18 protein-coding genes are annotated in these 16354 nt (G+C 70.5%); 9 read left to right on the top strand and 9 right to left on the bottom strand.

Annotated elements, in window-relative coordinates; translation table 11 throughout:
* Window positions 1-6: 6 nt before the first annotated feature.
* Genes AC3WOE_RS14510 through AC3WOE_RS14500 form a run of 3 tightly spaced genes read left to right on the top strand, consistent with a single transcriptional unit; the run spans window position 7 to window position 1822 of the window.
* Window positions 7-636 carry a LysE family translocator gene (locus tag AC3WOE_RS14510; protein WP_492691369.1) on the top strand — a complete coding sequence of 210 codons (630 nt, stop codon included), beginning with the start codon at window positions 7-9 and terminating at the stop codon, window positions 634-636.
* Entirely contained in the window at window positions 633-1298 is a 666-nt protein-coding gene (locus AC3WOE_RS14505) for an SDR family oxidoreductase (RefSeq protein ID WP_492691368.1), read from the top strand. The genes AC3WOE_RS14510 and AC3WOE_RS14505 overlap by 4 nt, the downstream gene beginning before the upstream one ends.
* A 53-nt stretch (window positions 1299-1351) precedes the next feature.
* A complete protein-coding gene (locus AC3WOE_RS14500; protein WP_492691367.1) occupies window positions 1352-1822 on the top strand; it encodes a MaoC family dehydratase in 471 nt (156 codons plus the stop codon).
* On the opposite strand, the gene AC3WOE_RS14495 is transcribed toward AC3WOE_RS14500, so the two are convergent.
* Window positions 1819-4872, bottom strand: a complete 3054-nt coding sequence (locus AC3WOE_RS14495) for a DUF2135 domain-containing protein (protein WP_492691366.1) — start codon at window positions 4870-4872, stop codon at window positions 1819-1821. The two genes, AC3WOE_RS14500 and AC3WOE_RS14495, sit on opposite strands and share 4 nt — an antisense overlap.
* Window positions 4873-4990: 118 nt before the next feature.
* On the opposite strand from AC3WOE_RS14495, the gene AC3WOE_RS14490 reads away from it, so the two are divergent.
* The gene (locus AC3WOE_RS14490; protein WP_492691365.1) at window positions 4991-6127 is read left to right on the top strand and encodes an acyl-CoA dehydrogenase family protein; all 1137 of its coding nucleotides are present in this window, start codon (window positions 4991-4993) and stop codon (window positions 6125-6127) included.
* Here AC3WOE_RS14490 and AC3WOE_RS14485 read toward each other — a convergent pair whose 3' ends face one another.
* Complete coding sequence (locus AC3WOE_RS14485) at window positions 6128-6706, bottom strand: GNAT family N-acetyltransferase (RefSeq protein WP_492691364.1); 579 nt, start codon at window positions 6704-6706, stop codon at window positions 6128-6130. It abuts the gene before it with no gap.
* A 329-nt stretch (window positions 6707-7035) separates the two neighbouring features.
* Between AC3WOE_RS14485 and AC3WOE_RS14480 the strand changes: the two genes are divergently transcribed.
* Window positions 7036-8118 carry a methyl-accepting chemotaxis protein gene (locus AC3WOE_RS14480; protein WP_492691363.1) on the top strand — a complete coding sequence of 361 codons (1083 nt, stop codon included), beginning with the start codon at window positions 7036-7038 and terminating at the stop codon, window positions 8116-8118.
* Here AC3WOE_RS14480 and AC3WOE_RS14475 read toward each other — a convergent pair.
* A complete protein-coding gene (locus AC3WOE_RS14475; RefSeq protein WP_492691362.1) occupies window positions 8105-9025 on the bottom strand; it encodes a lactate/malate family dehydrogenase in 921 nt (306 codons plus the stop codon). The genes AC3WOE_RS14480 and AC3WOE_RS14475 overlap by 14 nt on opposite strands.
* A 127-nt stretch (window positions 9026-9152) precedes the next feature.
* Here AC3WOE_RS14475 and AC3WOE_RS14470 point away from each other — a divergent pair, with 127 nt between their 5' ends.
* Window positions 9153-10094 carry an ABC transporter ATP-binding protein gene (locus AC3WOE_RS14470; protein ID WP_492691361.1) on the top strand — a complete coding sequence of 314 codons (942 nt, stop codon included), beginning with the start codon at window positions 9153-9155 and terminating at the stop codon, window positions 10092-10094.
* Between the two features lie 2 nt (window positions 10095-10096).
* The gene (locus AC3WOE_RS14465; protein ID WP_492691360.1) at window positions 10097-11374 is read left to right on the top strand and encodes an ABC transporter permease; all 1278 of its coding nucleotides are present in this window, start codon (window positions 10097-10099) and stop codon (window positions 11372-11374) included.
* A 3-nt stretch (window positions 11375-11377) separates the two neighbouring features.
* On the opposite strand, the gene AC3WOE_RS14460 is transcribed toward AC3WOE_RS14465, so the two are convergent.
* The 3 genes from AC3WOE_RS14460 to AC3WOE_RS14450 form a co-directional block, all read right to left on the bottom strand.
* On the bottom strand, window positions 11378-11710 hold the full coding sequence (locus tag AC3WOE_RS14460) for a hypothetical protein (RefSeq protein WP_492691359.1): 333 nt from the start codon (window positions 11708-11710) through the stop codon (window positions 11378-11380).
* 112 nt (window positions 11711-11822) lie between these two features.
* Window positions 11823-12509: a signal peptidase I gene (gene lepB, locus AC3WOE_RS14455; RefSeq protein WP_492691358.1), complete on the bottom strand. Its 687-nt coding sequence runs from the start codon at window positions 12507-12509 to the stop codon at window positions 11823-11825.
* A 220-nt stretch (window positions 12510-12729) separates the two neighbouring features.
* Entirely contained in the window at window positions 12730-12903 is a 174-nt protein-coding gene (locus tag AC3WOE_RS14450; protein WP_492691357.1) for a hypothetical protein, read from the bottom strand.
* A 203-nt stretch (window positions 12904-13106) separates the two neighbouring features.
* On the opposite strand from AC3WOE_RS14450, the gene AC3WOE_RS14445 reads away from it, so the two are divergent.
* Entirely contained in the window at window positions 13107-13607 is a 501-nt protein-coding gene (locus tag AC3WOE_RS14445; protein WP_492691355.1) for a TspO/MBR family protein, read from the top strand.
* Here AC3WOE_RS14445 and AC3WOE_RS14440 read toward each other — a convergent pair.
* The 3 genes from AC3WOE_RS14440 to AC3WOE_RS14430 all read right to left on the bottom strand — a co-directional run bounded on the left by AC3WOE_RS14440 (window position 13604) and on the right by AC3WOE_RS14430 (window position 15282).
* Entirely contained in the window at window positions 13604-14749 is a 1146-nt protein-coding gene (locus AC3WOE_RS14440; RefSeq protein WP_492691354.1) for a GGDEF domain-containing protein, read from the bottom strand. The two genes, AC3WOE_RS14445 and AC3WOE_RS14440, sit on opposite strands and share 4 nt — an antisense overlap.
* A 62-nt stretch (window positions 14750-14811) precedes the next feature.
* Window positions 14812-14964 (bottom strand): hypothetical protein, encoded by a 153-nt coding sequence (locus tag AC3WOE_RS14435; protein WP_492691352.1) that lies wholly within the window; start codon window positions 14962-14964, stop codon window positions 14812-14814.
* A gap of 15 nt (window positions 14965-14979) precedes the next feature.
* Window positions 14980-15282: a putative quinol monooxygenase gene (locus AC3WOE_RS14430; protein ID WP_492691351.1), complete on the bottom strand. Its 303-nt coding sequence runs from the start codon at window positions 15280-15282 to the stop codon at window positions 14980-14982.
* A 111-nt stretch (window positions 15283-15393) separates the two neighbouring features.
* Here AC3WOE_RS14430 and AC3WOE_RS14425 point away from each other — a divergent pair, with 111 nt between their 5' ends.
* A complete protein-coding gene (locus AC3WOE_RS14425) occupies window positions 15394-16353 on the top strand; it encodes a GlxA family transcriptional regulator (RefSeq protein WP_492691350.1) in 960 nt (319 codons plus the stop codon).
* Window position 16354 lies beyond the last annotated feature (1 nt).

Genomic DNA, 16354 nt, shown 5'->3' with positions numbered 1-16354 from the left:
CCGGCCATGCTCGGCACCCACGACCTCCCCCTGTTCGCCGCCACGGTCTTCATCCTGAACGCGACGCCCGGCGTCGACATGGCCTACACGGTGGCCAGCACGCTGCGCGGCGGCTGGCGCCAGGGCGTGGCGGCGGCCATCGGCATCATGGGCGGCTGCGTGTTGCACTCCCTGGCCGCGGCCTTCGGCCTGGCGGCCCTGCTGGCCACGTCGGCCGAGGCCTTCACGGTCGTCAAGCTGGTGGGCGCGGCCTATCTGCTCTATGTGGCCTGGGGCATGGCCAGGGCGGGCTTGAAGCCATCCTCGGCCCCTGCTGAAGTCAGCGCGCCGCCCTCGCTGTGGCGCACGGTGCGCCAGGGCTTCTTCACGAACGCGCTGAATCCCAAGGTGGCGCTGTTCTTCCTGGCCCTGCTGCCGCAGTTCATCGAGGCGGGCGCCCCGAACAAGACCCTCGCCTTCCTCTTCCTCGGCGCCTGGTTCATTGCCCAGGGCCTGCTCTTCCTGCTGGCGCTGATCGTGCTGGTGGCGCCGCTGCGCCGCAGCCGGCCGCGGCCCTGGGTGGGGCGCAGCCTCAACCTCGGCGGCGCCGGCCTCTTTACCGTGCTGGCCGCCAAATTGGCTTTGACCAAACCATGAACGTTCTGATCATTGGCGCTTCGCGCGGCCTGGGCCTGGAGTTCGTCCGCCAGTACCGCGCCGCCGGCGCCCGCATCACGGCCACGGCGCGCGACGAGGCTGCACTCGAACGGCTGCGCGAGCATGGCGCGCTGGCGCTCAAGCTGGACGTGACCGACACGGCCAGCGTCTCCGGCCTCGCCTGGCTGATCGACGGCGAGGCCTTCGACGTCGTCGTCATCAACGCTGGCGTCTACGGCCCCAGCACGGCGGGCCTGGAGACGCCGTCGGCGGACGATTTCGACGCCGTCATGCACGCCAATGTGCTGGGCCCGATGCGGGTGCTGCCGCAGATTGCCGAGGCCCTGGCGCCCGGTGCGCGCGTGGCCATCATCTCGTCCAAGATGGGTTCCATCGGCCTGCGCGCCAGCACGGCCGGCTGGCTTTACCGCGCCTCCAAGGCGGGCGTGAATTCGGTGATGAAGGACGCGTCGCTGGCCCTGGCGGGCAAGGCCACCGTCATCAGCTTCCACCCCGGTTGGGTGCGCACCGACATGGGGGGTGCCGGCGCCGATATCGATGCATCGACCAGCATCGCCGGCATGCGCACCGTGCTGGCCAGCGTGAAGCCGGCGGATACGGGCAGTTTCTTCAACTACGACGGGCAGCGCCTGGACTGGTAGGTCCCCTGTCCGGGTGGCATGCCGCCGCGCCGTCTGAGCTAAGGTCACGGTCCATGGACACGACCTTTGCCGAAGCCGACACGACCGCCCTGATCCGGGTTGGCGAGACCTGCGAACGTCCCATCCGCTTCACGCGGGACGACATCGCCGAATTCGCCCGCCTGACCGGCGACTCCAACCCGCTGCACCATGACGTGCAGGCCGCCCAGCGGGCCCGCCATGGCGAGATCATCGCCAGCGGCCAGCAGACGACGGCGCAGATGATCGGCCTGGTCGCCAGCCACTTCTCGCGCAGCGATGACGGCCAGGGCCGCGAGCTGCTGTGTCTGAACTTCAATTTCGCCTTCAAGGCGCCGGTGTTCGCCGAGCAGGAGCTGCTGCTGCACTGGCGCGTGGCCAGCGTGGAATGGAATGCCACGCTGGGCGGCTGGCTGGCCCATGTCGACGGGCGTGCGACGGTGCGCAACGCCCACCCCTGCGTGGTCGGGCGCGGCACGCTGCTGGTGAAGTCGGCCGGGCACTAGCGTCCCTTCGGCCCGGCGCCACCCACCTCGAAGCTGCCCACCATGACCTTGTCACCGCTGCCCGACAGGCGCAGCACGACGCGCTGGTCCTTCTGCCCGGGGGTGCCGAAGCCGGTGGACAGCCACAGCATCAGCGTCGTGTAGGGCGACACGATCTGCTGGCGGTGGCCGTAGAACTGGGCGCGCACCTCGTAGCGGCCCGGCTTGGCGCGGCGCAGCGAGAACTCCTCGGGACCGTAGCCGCCGGTGAAGTCGCGGCTCATGTGGCCGCCCTGGCGAGTCAGCGTGTTGCCGAAATAGGCCTCCTCGCCGTCAGGGTCGGTCACCCACAGGTCGATGTCGGTGTTGTCGGCGTCCCAGCTCAGCACGGCGCGCAGGTCCAGCGGCAGGTTGCGCAGCAGGCGGCCGTCGATGCGCGAGCGGTCCAGCCTGGGGTGGCGGGCGATGATGGCATTCATCTCGCCGAGGGCGATCAGGTCGATGTCCGCGAAGCGCGAGTCCCAGGGCTGGCTGGCCACGTCCCACAGCAGGTCGACGGCGCGCTGCGACTGGCCCGCGCGCTCCAGCGCCAGCGCGAGGTCGCGCGAGGACTGGGGCTCGTCGGGCGCAAGTTCGCGCACGCGCTCCAGCAGCGGTACGGCGGCCGCCAGCTCGTTGGCCTGCAGCAGGCGGTAGGCCAGGATGCGCAGGATGTGGCGGTTCTCCAGCTCCATCTCGGCCAGGTTGGACAGCACGCGCAGCGCCAGGGAGCGCTGGCCCTTGGCGAAGAAGATCTCGGCGGCGTCGAGGAAGAAGGCCGTGCTGGACACGTAGCCCGGACGCTCGTCCAGGTAGACGGTGTAGCGATCGGCGTCACCGGCCTCGCGCAGGCGGCGGGCATAGGCCGCATTGGGCTCCCAGCGGCGCAGCGCGATACCGACCGGGGCGACCGGGGCGACCGGGCTGTCGGTGGCGCGTTCGCTGAGCTTGCCGGCCGCCATCTCCATGCGTTCGCGCCGGGGCTCGGGGGCGCGCGCCGATGCCAGTGCCGGCGCGGCTGCCGGGGGAAGCATGGAGGCCCGTGCTTCGGCGGCCGGTGACGGTGCGATGGACGCCATTGCCGGCGCGGGCGGGGCGATTGCCGGCGCGGGCGTGACGGTGGTGAAGGCCGGCGGCGGCACGGCGACGGGCGGCATCGGCTTGGGTGCCATGGTGACCTGGGCGGGCTGGGAGGCGAAGGTCTGCGCCCACCAGGCCTGGCGCTCCTTGAAGCGGCGCAGCAGGTCGTCCAGTTGAGCCTCGCGGCCGCGGTTGTTCTCGGTGCGGCGCTGGGCGAGCTGCTGCTGGTAGGCGGCGCGCATGGCGGCCGTGGGCGGCACGATCTCGTAGCGCACGTAGTCGGCCAGGCTGTCCAGCACGATGAGGGAGGTCTCGCTGCTCAGCAGCCTGAACTGCTCGCCGAGCCGGCGGATCTCGGCGCGGTGGCGCTGGCGGTCGGCCTCCAGTTCGGCCACCTGCAATTCGGCCCAGCGTCGCGCGGCGAGCGGCAGCGATTCGTCGCCGCCGCGCGTGTCGGGCACGGGCGCGGTCAGCTCCAGCGTGCGCTGTTGGCGGCTGCCCTGGGCATCGACCAGCGTCAGCTGCAAGCGAGCCTGGGCGGCCGTCAGGCGTGCCGCCAGCACGAGGCGGCCGTTCTCGGGCAGCAGCGACTGCGCCACGACGCGCTCGGCGCCCTGGGCCTGGATGTCGACCAGGCGCAGGCCCGGCCGGGTCAGGGCGGCGAGGGCGGCGGGCGTGTCGGCGCCGTTGAGGTCGATGAAGCGGCCGCCACGGCTTTCGGCCAGGCGGCGCAGGCGCGGCGCGTCCAGGCGGGTGGCGGCGTTGACGGTGAAGAGGGGCGCACCCGCGGCCGGCGCCTGGATGTCGCCGGGCCAGGTCGCCAGGCCGTCGCTGAACAGCAGGGCGATGGTGTCGCTGCCTGCCTGGGTCGGGCCGAAGCCGGCGGCCCAGGCCGCGGGGCTGCTGGCGCCGTCATAGGCCAGGCCTTCCAGCACGCGGCGCAGTGCCGACCAGTCACCGTCCTTCACGTCGAAGAGCCGCGGCGGCTCGGCGACGTCGCGGGCCACCGTCAGCTGCACGCGCAGGGTGCCTGCGGCGCGGAAGAGCGCGTCGAGCAGGGCGAACTCGCGGGCGTGGTCGCGCTGGGCGCCGGAGCCGGAGGCGTCCCAGGCGAGATGGACCTCGCGCGGCAGGCGTGCGGGGCCGGTGGCCGCATCGACCGGCAGTTCGGCATAGGCATAGGCGACGCCGGCGTGCTGCTGCACGCTGATGCTGTCGCCGTCGCTGCCGGTCCAGCTCATGGCCAGGGGCTGGTTGGGCTGCCAGTCGCTGCGCTGCAGCTGCAGGCCGGCTTCGCCACCGCGCTCGAAGTTTTCGGCGCCGGCCAGGGCGCCTGCGGCCTGCGGCCGGGCGTCGCCGCGCACGCTGAACCTGCCCTCGAACTGGGTGATGGGCTGGCCGAAGTCCAGCGGCAGCGCGTACTGGAAGCGGCCCTGCGCGTCGGGACGCAGGGACTCGGCCAGTTGCAGCACGACGCGCCGCTGGCCGTTGGGCGGCAGCGGGTAGACGCGCAGCTTGAAGCTGTTGCCAGCGGTGCGCTCCAGCAGCGCCGGGTCGACGCGCCGACGCGTCACGTCGTCGAAGACCTGGCGGCCCTTGTCCTTGGGCACGGGCACGGCGCTGACCAACTCGCCGTTGATGTCCAGCGCGAAGCCGACGACGCTCTGGCCCTCGGCCAGCGGGAACTCCAGCGTCGCTTCCAGAACCCGCGGGTTGGGGTTGTGCACGACGAGCTCGATGCGCGTCTGTGCCTGTGTGCCGGCGACGATGGCCTGCACGGCCGCCTTGCGGACCTGGATGGGCTGGCCGGCCTGGGGCGCGACGAAGCGCGGCAGCACCGCGGGCGGCAGCAGCTTCTGCGGTGGTGGCGGTGGAGGGGCGAGGGCGAGAGCGGCCGAGGCCGCCAGGGTTAGCAGGGCAAACAGCGAGCGAAGCGTCGTGGCAGATGGCATGGAGGGTCTCCGGACAGGCGGTATCTGCTTCTACGGTCGCGGGCAGCAAACGGGGTGAACGGACAGGCGCCTGCGTCGAAAATAGCGTCATCCCCAACGTTGTCGGAAAGCGCCACCCATGCTCCTCCCCGAAGACCACCTCGCCGTGCAGGACGCCATCCGTGCCTTCGTGCAGGCCGAGATCGCCCCCCATGCCGCGGCCTGGGACAAGAACCACCACTTCCCCGCCGAGCCGCTGAAGGGCCTGGCCGCCCTGGGCTGCTACGGCGTCGCCGTGCCCACCGAATGGGACGGCGCCGGGCTGGACTATCTGGCCCTGGCCGTCATCCTGGAGGAAATTGCCGCGGGTGACGGCGGCACCAGCACCGTGGTCAGCGTCAACAACTGCCCGGTCTGCTCCATCCTGATGGCCTTCGCCAACGACGAGCAGAAGGAGCGCTTCCTCAAGCCCCTGGCGCGCGGTGACATGTTGGGCGCCTTCTGTCTGACCGAGCCCCATGTCGGCTCCGAGGCCGGCGGCCTGCGCACGACGGCCGTGCGTGATGGCGACGACTATGTACTGAACGGCGTCAAGCAGTTCATCACCAGCGGCAAGCAGGGGGACGTCGCCATCGTCATGGCGGTGACCGACAAGGCGGCCGGCAAGAAGGGCATCAGCGCCTTCGTCGTGCCCACCAACACGCCGGGCTACACGGTGGCCCGCATCGAGGAGAAGATGGGTCAGCACAGCAGCGACACGGCCCAGATCCTGTTCGAAAACTGCCGCGTGCCGGCGGCCAATCGCCTCGGCGACGAAGGCCAGGGCCTGAAGATCGCGCTGTCAGGCCTGGAAGGCGGTCGCATCGGCATCGCCTCGCAGGCGGTCGGCATGGCGCGTGCCGCGTTTGAAGCGGCGCTGCGCTACAGCAAGGACCGCGTCACCTTCGGCCAGCCCATCTTCAATCACCAGGCGGTGCAGTTCAAGCTGGCCGAGATGGCGATGCAGATCGAGGCCGCGCGCCAGCTGATCTGGCACGCCGCCAGCCTGAAGGATGCCGGTCGGCCCTGCCTGAAGGAGGCGGCCATGGCCAAGCTCTTCGCCAGCGAGATGGCCGAGAAGGTCTGCTCGGAGGCCATCCAGATCCATGGCGGCTACGGCTATCTCAGCGACTTCCCCGTCGAGCGCATCTACCGCGATGTGCGCGTGACGCAGATCTACGAGGGCACGAGCGAGGTGCAGAAGATCCTGATAGCGCGGGCTCTCGCCCAGGCTTGATCAGGTGATGCGCGCGAACAGCTGCAGGGCCGTGATCTGACTCGCGTTCTCCGGCGCGCGGGAGTGCTGGCAGCTCGGGCGCGCCTTGACGGGGCGCGTCATCAGCGTGACCCGGTCGGCGAAACCTTCGCAGGCCAGGCCCTGGGTCTTGGTGCGGAAGCCGCAATGCCGCCAGAAGGCGAGGGCGCGGGTGTTGGACTCCACGACGGTGATGTACCAGTTCGAGATGTCTTCCCAACGCCGTGCCTGCCGGCTCAGGCGCTCGACGATCTCGCAGCCGATGTGCTTGTGCTGGAATGGCCGCGGCACCAGCAGCAGCATCAGGGCTGCCGAGTCGCGGGACGGTGCGTGCAGGGCGACCTGGGCCAGGCCGATGGCCTTGTCGTGCTCGAAGGCCGCGAAGGTGAGTCGATGCTCGGGCGCGCATTCATCCGGGAAGCGCCGCGACAGCGGGTCGTTCATGTCGCTGGTCGGCAGGCGCCCATAGTTCTCCAGCTCGTAGCTGGGATCGGACAGAAAAAGGCCCGAGGCAATGCCGCGATCGGCATCGACATCGAGATTGAGACGGCGGAGAAACATCAGGGCAAAAGACGGGCCTGCAGAGGTTGTTAGCTTCGCGACTGCAAGTCAACGGAAAGCTTCGCGAACGTAAGCGAAACGTAACGCGTGTTGCTGTATTGGGCGCTCCCTAACTTCACAACGGGTTAGACCGGTTGAGTGGTGAATTTCGGTCCGACGATCCGTTGTGCTTGGAACGTTGTTTTGACTTTCGCCAGGTGCGGTCCACGCTTGTCTGCATCCCACCCTGAACGCGAAAACGTCGCAGGCGCCCAAGTCGTGAAACTTCCACGCGGCGCCGAAGAAGCGCTGGGCTAAATTGATTGGTTACCGACGAGGAGACCGATCTGATGTTTGCCAATCTCTCGATTGCCCAGCGCCTGGCCCTCTACCTGGGCCTGTCCATCGCCTTGCAGGCTTACGTCATCGCCGGCGTGCTCTACGGCATGCCGGCAGGCTGGCTGATCGGCGGCAGCCTGCTGCTGGGCGCCCTCATCGCCTTCGTCTATCTCGATGGCGCCCAGAGCGTGGGTGTGTTCCTGAAGGACTTGCTCAGCAGCGCCCAGCGCATGAGCGAGGGCGACCTGCGAGAGGACATCGTGCTGCGCGGCAACTCCAGCGCTCGGGCGGGCATGTCGGCCCTGGTGCGCCTGCAGGACACGCTGCGCAGCATGATGGGCACGCTGCGCGACGGTGCCGAACAGGTCAACACGGCCTCCAGCGAAATCGCGGCCGGCAACCTCGACCTGTCGCAGCGCACCGAGCAGGGCAGCGCCGACCTGCAGCAGGCCGCCAGTTCCATGCGCCAGATGACCGAGGCTGCACGCCACAGCAGCGAGGCCATGGGCGAGGCCAGCAGCCTGGCCCAGACGACGTCGACCCAGGCCCGCCAGAGCGGCGAGGTGGTGCTGAATGCCGTCACGGCCATGAACGGCGTCAGCCAGAGCAGCCGCAAGATCGCCGACATCATCGGCGTCATCGACGGCATCGCCTTCCAGACCAATATCCTGGCGCTGAATGCCGCGGTGGAGGCCGCGCGGGCCGGCGAGCAGGGCCGCGGCTTTGCCGTCGTGGCCGCCGAAGTGCGCAGCCTGGCGCAGCGCTCGGCCGGCGCCGCCAAGGAGATCAAGTCGCTCATCGGGGCCAGCGTGGAGCAGGTGGACGCCGGCTCGCGCCTCGTCAACGACGCCGGCACGCAGATGCAGGAGGTGGTGGCCAGCGTCGAACGCGTCGCGGCCCTCATCAAGGATGCGACCGAGCTGGCCCGCACCCAGAGCGCCGGGCTGCGCGAGATCGCCGATTCGGTGGACCGGCTCGACCAGTCCATGCAGCAGAACGCGGCGCTGGTGGAAGAGGGCGCGGCGGCGGCCGAGAGCCTGAAGTCGCAGGCCGGCCGGCTCAACGAACTGGTGGGCCGCTTCAGGACGCGCTGATCGAAACGAAGGCGCGCTCGAGAGTCGCGCCCGACGCGGCCAGGGCCCCGCGCTCCGCGGCGTCCATGCCGGGCGCCATCACCTCGACGGCGCCGGCCGCACCGACCTGGGCCGGCAGCGACAGCGCGACACCCCTGAACCCGCAGACGCCTTGCTGGACACGGCTGACCGGCAGCACGCGCCGCTCGTCGCGCACGATGCAGCCGATCAGCTCGGCCGTCACCAGGCCGATGGCATGGTTGGTGGCGCCCTTGCGCTGGATCACCTCGTAGGCGGCGCGTCGCACCCGCTGCCCGAGTTCGGCTTCGTCCTCGGCCCGCCAGCCCGGCCAGTCCCGCAGGGCCAGCCCCCCGACGCGCACGCCCGACCACAGCATGACCGAGGAGTCGCCATGCTCGCCGACGACCTGGGCGTGGATGGACTGCGGCGCCACGCTCAGCCTGCTGGCGAGGCGCTCGCGCAGCCGGGCCGTGTCCAGCAGCGTGCCCGTGCCGATGACACGCCCGGGTGGCAGCCCACTCGCCTGCGCGACGACGCGGGTCAGCACGTCGACCGGGTTGGTCACGACGAGCACGATGCCGCCAAAGCCGGCCAGCATGCGGCCGATGCCGTCCGCGATGCGGGCGTTGTCGCGCAGCAGATCGAGGCGGCTCTCGTCCGGCCTGCCGTTGCGGCCGGCGGCCAGCACGACGATGTCGGCATCCCGCATGCGCTCCAGGGCCACCGCGCTCACCTGGCAGCGCGGGTAGAAGGCGGCGCCGTCGGCCAGGTCCATGGCCTCGCCCTCGGCCACGGCCTCTCGCTGGTCGTGCAGCCAGAGTTCCCCGGCATGCCCGGCCAGCAGCGTCGAGAACGCGACGCTGGTGCCCACCCAGCCGGTGCCGATGATGCCGATGCGTGCCGTCATGGCCGGAGTATTGCCGTTGGCGCGGGGCGCTGTCGATTCGCGCCAGCCTCTCGCCATCCGTCGCAACCCCCTCGGCGAGCGGTGGCCGACGCCCTAGCATCCGCGCCAATTCGATGAGGAGTGCGGCATGCAGGAAGAAGTGCTGGTGGCCCGCGGCCTGCGCAAGGCCTATGGCGACAGAACGGCGGTGCACGAGGTCAGCCTGGCGCTGCGCCCCGGCGAGGTGCTGGGCCTGCTCGGCCCCAACGGTGCCGGCAAGTCGACGACGGTGGGCATGATCTGCGGCCTGACGGTGCCCGACGCCGGTGCCGTGACCCTGTCCGGCGGCGTCAGCCTGGCTTCGGACGAGGCCGGCTACAAGCGCCGCATCGGCCTGGTGCCCCAGGACATCGCGCTCTACGAGGAATTGCCGGCGCGCATGAACGTCGAGCTCTTCGGGGCCCTCTACGGCATGGCGCCGGACCTGCTGAAGCGCCGGACCGACGAGGTGCTGGCCATGGTGGGCCTGAGCGACCGCGCCAAGGACAAGCCGTCGACCTTCTCCGGCGGCATGAAGCGCCGGCTCAACATCGCCAGCGCCCTGGTTCATGACCCCGAGGTCCTGCTGCTTGACGAGCCCACGGCCGGCGTCGACCCGCAGAGCCGCAATGCCATCTTCGACAACCTCGAGATGCTGAAGGCCGCCGGCAAGGCGTTGATCTACACGACCCACTACATGGAAGAAGCCGAGCGCCTGGCCGACCGCATCGTCGTCATCGACCATGGTCGCGTCGTCGCCAGCGGCACCCAGGCGCAGTTGTTCGCCCTGCTGCCGGCCTCACAGACCCTGCGGGTCGAACTCGACGGCGAGCCTGCTGACATCGACTGGACGGCGGCGCTGGCCGGCCTGCCCGGCGTGAGCCGCGTGGGCCAGCGGCTGGAGGCCCGGGTCAGCGATCTGGGCCGCGATACCGGTCCCTTGCTGGCAGCGCTTGCCGAACGCGGCGTCAAGGTGCGTGGCCTGGCTTCGGCCCGCGCCACCCTCGAAGACGTCTTCCTTCAATTGACCGGCCGCGCGCTGCGGGATTGATCATGCAAGCACTGCTCGCCCTCGTCCGTGCGGAAATCAAGCTGCACTTCTCCAACCGCCGCGCCGTGCTGATGAGCATCGTCGCGCCCATCCTCATCGCCGCCTTCTTCGGCAGCCTGTTCGGCGGCAGCAGCAGCAAGATGGCCGGCATCCCGGTCGGCGTCATCGACCAGGACCACAGCCCGCTGTCGCAGCGCATCGTCGCCGCGCTGCAGGCCGAGTCCGCATTGAAGACCACGGTCGGCGACGAAGCCGCGCTGCTGGGTCAGGTGCGTGCCGGCAAGCTGCGCGCCGTCGCCGTGCTGCCCGCGGGCCTGGGCGAGCAGGCCGGCCGTGCGCTGTTTGGGGCCGGTCCCAGACCCGAGATCGCGCTGCACTTCGACCCCTCGCAGGCCAGCGCCCTGGCCGTCGTGCGCGGTTTGCTGGCCCAAACCGTGATGCAGGAGGTCAGCCGCAGCAGCTTCAGTCCCGCGGCTCTCGGCGACATGGAAAAGCAGCTGCGCGGCGCGACCGGCATGCCCGTCGAGCAGCGCGATGCCCTCGTCAAGATGTTCGATGCCATCGGCAAGGTGCAGAGCGGCGACGCCGCAGCTTCGGCAGGCACGCAGGGCGGCCTGTCCATGCCCTACACGACGCGCGAGATCGAGGCCGTGCAGTCCAGCGCCAACGCCGCGCCGGTCGCCTACAACAGCTATGCCCATTCCTTTGCCGGCATGGGCGTGCAGTTCATCCTGATGGCCGGCGTGGACATGGCCCTGGGCCTGTTGATGATGCGCCGCCTGGGGCTGTGGAAGCGGCTGCGCGCCGCGCCGCTGTCGCGGGCCCAGTTGCTGGGCAGCCGCATCGTCGCCAGCGCGCTGATCTCGCTGATCGTCTTTGCCGTCCTCTACGTCGTGGCCATCGCTGCCTTCGGCGTGCGCGTGCTGGGCAGCCCGGCCGGCCTGGTCCTCGTGCTCGTCTGCTTTGCGCTGCTGACCGCCAGCTTCGGCCTGCTGGTGGCGGCTCTGGGCCGCACGCCCGAAGCCACCCGCGGTCTGGCCATCCTGTCCACGCTGCTGATGGTCATGCTTGGCGGTGCCTGGGTGCCGGCCTTCATCTTCCCGGAATGGCTGCAGACCGCCTCGCTGGCCGTGCCGACGCGCTGGGCCATCGATGCGCTGGACGCCATGACCTGGCGCGGCCAGCCCTTCTCCGAGGCGCTGCTGCCCAGCGCCGTCATGCTGGCCTTCACCGCGGCGTTCACGGTGCTGGCGATCTGGCGGTTTCGCTGGGAGGAGTGAGGATCAGCCTTCGACGCTCTGCACCCGGCTGGCGCGCCAACTGGCAATCAGTTCGCGCGCCAGGCCCGGCAGTTCGCCGCGGCCGACGCGCTTGGCGAAGCCGAAGCGCTCGCCAGCATAGATGCGGTCATAGGCCAGTCGCGACACATGGGCCGGCCAGCCCTGGGCGGCCATCAGCGCCGAGAAGCGCTCCAGCTGCTGCAGTTCGGCCTGCACGGGCCGGTCCTCGGGCGTCCAGCGCTCGTCCATGACCAGGCGCATCGATCCTTCCACCACGCTCAGGCGGCGTGGCCCGAAGCTGGGCAGGGGGAGGGGACGGCGATGGCGGCGCGACATGGCCGCAAAGATAGGGCGGCCACCGAAACGGCCGCGTCGAAAAACACCGCTTCTGCCTGTCCAGAGGCCAGCCACCGCGGCGCAGCCCGCAAAGATGTGGGCTTGGTCACGTTCAGAGGATGACCTTCACCCAGCGATCCAGCCGCGGCGCCATGCGCCAGCCGTCCTCGCCCAGCCAATCGGCGGAGACCAGCACATGGTGGGCGCGGCCGATCAGCTTCTCGCGCGGCACGGTGCCGATGAAGCGCGAGTCCTCGCTGTTGTCGCGGTTGTCGCCGAGCAGGAAGTACTGGCCCGCCGGCACCGTGATCTCGGCGAAGTCGCGCCGGGCGCGCACGGTCGGCAGCAGTTGCACCGTATGTTCCCGGCCGCTCAGGTTCTCGGTCGCCCGCACGGCGTCGACGACCCAGCCCGGCGCCACCGTCTCGCCGTGGGCGCGGCGTTCGGTGTAGGCCAGCGGCTGGCCGTTCAGGATCACGACGTCGTCGCGCAGGGCGATGCGATCGCCGGGCAGGCCGACGATGCGCTTGATGAGGCGGGTGCCGCCGGCCGGCGAGCTCAGCGTGACGACGTCGCCGCGCCGTGGTTCGCCCAGCGGCAGCAGCACGACGTCGGTCAGCGGCAGCTTGAGGTCGTAGGCCAGCCGGTTGACGAGGACGACGTCGCCTTCCAGCAGCGTCGGCCGCATCGAGCCCGAGGGGATGGGATTCCAGTCGGCCACCGCCGTGCGGAACAGGGCGAAGCTGAGCAGGAAGAGGATGAAGCCGCGGTTGTCGCGGAGGGTGCGTCGGATGTCCATGACCGCCATGCTCCGGCAGGTCCATTGGCCGGAGCCGGTCGAGCCGGCGAATGGCGGGTCGGCGCGGGCGAATGGCGCCGGCGCCGCATGAACGGCGGCCGCGCTACAAAGCTGGCACGCGCTTCGAATCCGGGGCCGCCTGCCGAAGCTGCCGCCGCACCGAGCGGCGCCGAGACGTGCGGGCCGGTCGGGTGCGATGCCGCACGCCCCAGCGAGCTTTTCAGGCCGGTGGATCCTTGGAGCGTGTGCGCGAGACGGCCATCATGATGCCGACGCCGGCAACGATCAGGCAGGCGATGGCCACATAGGTGGCTGCCAGCCCGGCGGTGATCAGGGCCCAGGCGACGCCGCCGAGCAGCACGGCCAGACCGATGATGTAGAGCAGGAAAGACATGGAACCTCCTGTCGCGGTGGAGCACCTGCTCCTTGCCGTCGATTCACTCTAGTGGGGGCGCCAGGGCGCGCCGGTCGGACGCGATTCAAGCCGGCCGTAGGCTGCTTCCTACCGGCATTGCGGGCCTGCGCTGGCCCCGTGTGGCGCGCACCCGACCTAAGCTCGAGGCCTGATCCGTTCACCTCCCAAGCCAGGAGTCGGCCGTGCAGTTGTCTCATCGCTCCACCCCCGCCCAGGCGGCCGGTCTGCTGGCCTGGCTGGGCCTCGTCTTCGTCGCCGCGGCACTCGGCGCTGTGGCGGCCAGCGAGGCGCCCATGTTCTATGGCGAACTCGCCAAGCCCGGCTGGGCGCCACCGGCCTCGGTCTTCGGGCCCGTGTGGTCGCTGCTCTATCTGCTGATGGCCGTCGCCGCCTGGCTGGTCTGGCGCGAGCCAGCCGACGAGCAGCGCACGCTGGCACTGGGGCTGTTCATGGCGCAGCTGTTGGCCAACGCCCTCTGGTCGTGGCTGTTCTTCGGCTGGCACCAGGGCGCGCTGGCCTTCGCCGACGTGCTGTTGCTGCTCGGCCTGGTGGTCGCAACCGCGGCTGCGTTCTGGCGCATTCGCCGCGCGGCGGGGGCGCTGCTGCTGCCCTATGCGGCCTGGGTCAGTTTTGCCTCGGCTCTGACCTGGACGGTCTGGCAGGGCAATCCGGCCCTGCTCTAGGGGGCGGCCGTCACGACGCGGTTGCGCCCGGTCTCTTTGGCGCGGTAGAGGGCATCGTCCGCGCGGCGGATGACGGCCCGCAGGTCCAGGTCGGCCGGGCCGAATTCCGACACGCCGATGCTGACGGTCACGCGAATGCCCGAGCCGGTGGCCGCAACGCGCGTGGCGACGCGCTGGGCCAGTTGTTCGGCATCCTGCAAGTGGGTGCGTGGCAGCAGCACGCAGAACTCCTCGCCGCCCCAGCGGCCGACGAGGTCGTCGCTGCGCAGTGCGGCACGCAGGCTGGCCGACACCGCCTGCAGCACCTGGTCGCCCTGGGCATGGCCGTGCTGGTCGTTGATGGCCTTGAAGTGGTCCACGTCCACCATCAGCAGCGCATAGCCGGCCTTGCCCTGCAGGGCGCCGGTGTGCTCGGCCTCGAGCTGCTGCAGCAGGCCGCGGCGGTTCAGGGCGCCGGTCAGCTCGTCGGTCTTGGCCTGCTGACCCAGCAGGTGCAACACACGTCCCAGCACCAGGCGGATATGGGCCAGGTTGATGAGGCCGCCGACGAAGAGCACCAGGATGGCCAGCGGGATGTTGGCGTGGCCCGGCGCGTCGATGGAGATCTTGGTCGTCGAGCCCGCCAGCACGGCCTGCACGCCGCGCACCAGCAGGGCCGCGGCCAGCAGGCTGTAGCCCGCGGCGGCCACCGGCGCGAAGACGGGCGTGGCGGCGCGGCCGCGCCGCCACATCAGGCCGACGCTGGCCAGCATCATGGTGGCGCAGCCGAAGCAGACGACGGCCACGCGCACGCCGTGGCCGTTGTCCATCAGGAAGCTGGCCGCGATGATGCCGGCCGCGGCGGCCAGGCCGAGGGCATAGGGCCACAGCGGCAACCGGCGGCCCCAATGCAAGGCCAGGCCGCGGTGCTCGAACATGGAGGCCGCCACGATCAGCAGGTCGGCCAGATTGCGCGGCGCGCTGCCGCTCTCCAGCGGCGGCACGAACAGCATCAGCCCCATCGCCAGCAGCAGCCAGAACAGCGCGAAATGCCCCTCGGCCGCATGCCAGCGCCGCGCCATGCGGGCCGTCATGGCCCAGACCAGCGCGTGCACGGAGAACTGCACGGCGACGAGCGCGATCAGCAGCGGTTGCGCGGTCAATCAGGGCTCCGGCGGGGCGGGTGGAAAGCTGCGGAGTGTGGAACATTCCGCTGACGCCTTCCCTACCGCCCCGGCTTCAGCCCCCGTTTCGAAGGCTGGAGGGCAGTTCGGCGAAGTCCTCGCTTCGCGAAGCCGTGCTCGGCGAAGAACAGCATGCGCACGTCCGCCGTCCGGTCCAGGAAGGCGGTGTTGCGCATATGGGCGTTGGCGTCCATGTCGCCCCAGCCGGCTCAGGCCTGGTTCTTCAGGCCGAGGACTTCGATGGGCTCGATGTTCAGCGGCGTGACGAAGAGCTCGGGCCCCTTGGCCATCAGGGCCTGGGCGATGGGCCCGCTGAGGTGGCGCTGGCGGCCGGCCTCGTCGTGGAAGGCATCGAAGACGCCGAAGGTGGTGGGCGACAGCTTCAGCGCGAACCAGATCGGCGTGGTCGGCTCGTCGCCGGCCATGGCGAGGGCGGCGTGCAGGAAGGCTTCGGCTTCGGCGGCCTTGCCGGGCAGGGCTTCGAGGCGGACGAACAGGGCGAGGGTGATCATGGTGAATTCCTTCAGGGGTTGATGTCGTGGAATCGACGCTGCGCACTCTAGGCAGGCGCTCCCTCTGGAGCTATCGTCGTGAACGACAACTTTGATATCGTTCGCGCCATCATGAAATTGGCTGTCCTGGCCCTCGGCGGCGTCTTCGACACCGGCCTGGCCGCCGTGCTCGACACGCTGGCCACCGCCAACGAACTGGCCGCCGCCCAGGGCTGGCCGGCGCCGCCTTTCGAGGTGCGTGTCATCGGCCTGCGCCGCCGCGTGCAGACGGCGCTGGGCCTGCAGGTGCCGGTCCAGGCCGCTGACGACGCGCCGGCCGACTGGCTGGTGCTGCCCGCCATCGGGGCCAAGATGCCGCCGGCCCTGGTTGCGGCCCTGGCCACGCGCGAGGTGCGCGATGCGGCCGTCCACCTGCGCGAGCGCCACGCCGCCGGCACGCGCATCGCGGCGGCCTGCATTGGCGGCTTCGTGCTGGCCGAGTCGGGCCTGCTCGACGGCCATGAGGCCACCGTGTCCTGGTGGCTGGGCCCGCTGTTTCGCGAGCGCTATCCCCAGGTGCGCCTGGACGAGTCGCGCATGCTGGTCGCCTCGGGCGACTTCATCACCACCGGTGCGGCCATCGCCCACATGGACCTGGCGCTGTGGCTGGTGCGCCAGGCCAGCCCCGAACTGGCGGCCGTCACGGCTCGCTACCTCATCGTCGACCCGCGCCCCTCGCAGGCGCCTTACGTCATCCCCGACCACCTCGCCCACAGCGACCCGCTGGTGGCCCGCTTCGAGCGCTGGGCACGCGAGCACCTGGCGGAAGGCTTTCTGCTGGACACCGCGGCGGCCGCGCTGGCCACCAGCCCGCGCACGCTGCAGCGCCGGCTCGAAGCCGTGCTCGGCAAGTCGCCGCTGGCCTATGTGCAGGATCTGCGCGTGCAGCGCGCCGTGCATCTGCTGCAGACCAGCCGCAGCGATGTCGAAACCATTGCCGCCGAGGTCGGGTATGCGGACGCGGTGACGCTGCGGGCGCTGCTGAGACGGAAGTTGGGGCGCGGTGTGCGCGAGCTCAGGGCCAGGGCCTAGC

The organism is Roseateles sp. FW305-36 (genome assembly GCF_058787015.1).
Note: the sequence above shows the minus strand (reverse complement) of the source record. Positions and strands in the feature narration are given on the sequence as shown.

What these genes read in the sequence shown, in the direction of transcription:
- AC3WOE_RS14430 (WP_492691351.1), bottom strand. Translation starts at nt 15,282, where the DNA reads ATGATCACCCTCGCCCTGTTCGTCCGCCTCGAAGCCCTGCCCGGCAAG.
- AC3WOE_RS14495 (WP_492691366.1), bottom strand. Translation starts at nt 4,872, where the DNA reads ATGCCATCTGCCACGACGCTTCGCTCGCTGTTTGCCCTGCTAACCCTG.
- AC3WOE_RS14475 (WP_492691362.1), bottom strand. Translation starts at nt 9,025, where the DNA reads ATGACGGCACGCATCGGCATCATCGGCACCGGCTGGGTGGGCACCAGC.
- AC3WOE_RS14505 (WP_492691368.1), top strand. Translation starts at nt 633, where the DNA reads ATGAACGTTCTGATCATTGGCGCTTCGCGCGGCCTGGGCCTGGAGTTC.
- AC3WOE_RS14500 (WP_492691367.1), top strand. Translation starts at nt 1,352, where the DNA reads ATGGACACGACCTTTGCCGAAGCCGACACGACCGCCCTGATCCGGGTT.
- AC3WOE_RS14480 (WP_492691363.1), top strand. Translation starts at nt 7,036, where the DNA reads ATGTTTGCCAATCTCTCGATTGCCCAGCGCCTGGCCCTCTACCTGGGC.
- AC3WOE_RS14460 (WP_492691359.1), bottom strand. Translation starts at nt 11,710, where the DNA reads ATGTCGCGCCGCCATCGCCGTCCCCTCCCCCTGCCCAGCTTCGGGCCA.
- AC3WOE_RS14470 (WP_492691361.1), top strand. Translation starts at nt 9,153, where the DNA reads ATGCAGGAAGAAGTGCTGGTGGCCCGCGGCCTGCGCAAGGCCTATGGC.
- lepB (WP_492691358.1), bottom strand. Translation starts at nt 12,509, where the DNA reads ATGGACATCCGACGCACCCTCCGCGACAACCGCGGCTTCATCCTCTTC.
- AC3WOE_RS14510 (WP_492691369.1), top strand. Translation starts at nt 7, where the DNA reads ATGCTCGGCACCCACGACCTCCCCCTGTTCGCCGCCACGGTCTTCATC.
- AC3WOE_RS14425 (WP_492691350.1), top strand. Translation starts at nt 15,394, where the DNA reads ATGAAATTGGCTGTCCTGGCCCTCGGCGGCGTCTTCGACACCGGCCTG.
- AC3WOE_RS14450 (WP_492691357.1), bottom strand. Translation starts at nt 12,903, where the DNA reads ATGTCTTTCCTGCTCTACATCATCGGTCTGGCCGTGCTGCTCGGCGGC.
- AC3WOE_RS14485 (WP_492691364.1), bottom strand. Translation starts at nt 6,706, where the DNA reads ATGTTTCTCCGCCGTCTCAATCTCGATGTCGATGCCGATCGCGGCATT.
- AC3WOE_RS14435 (WP_492691352.1), bottom strand. Translation starts at nt 14,964, where the DNA reads ATGGACGCCAACGCCCATATGCGCAACACCGCCTTCCTGGACCGGACG.
- AC3WOE_RS14465 (WP_492691360.1), top strand. Translation starts at nt 10,097, where the DNA reads ATGCAAGCACTGCTCGCCCTCGTCCGTGCGGAAATCAAGCTGCACTTC.
- AC3WOE_RS14490 (WP_492691365.1), top strand. Translation starts at nt 4,991, where the DNA reads ATGCTCCTCCCCGAAGACCACCTCGCCGTGCAGGACGCCATCCGTGCC.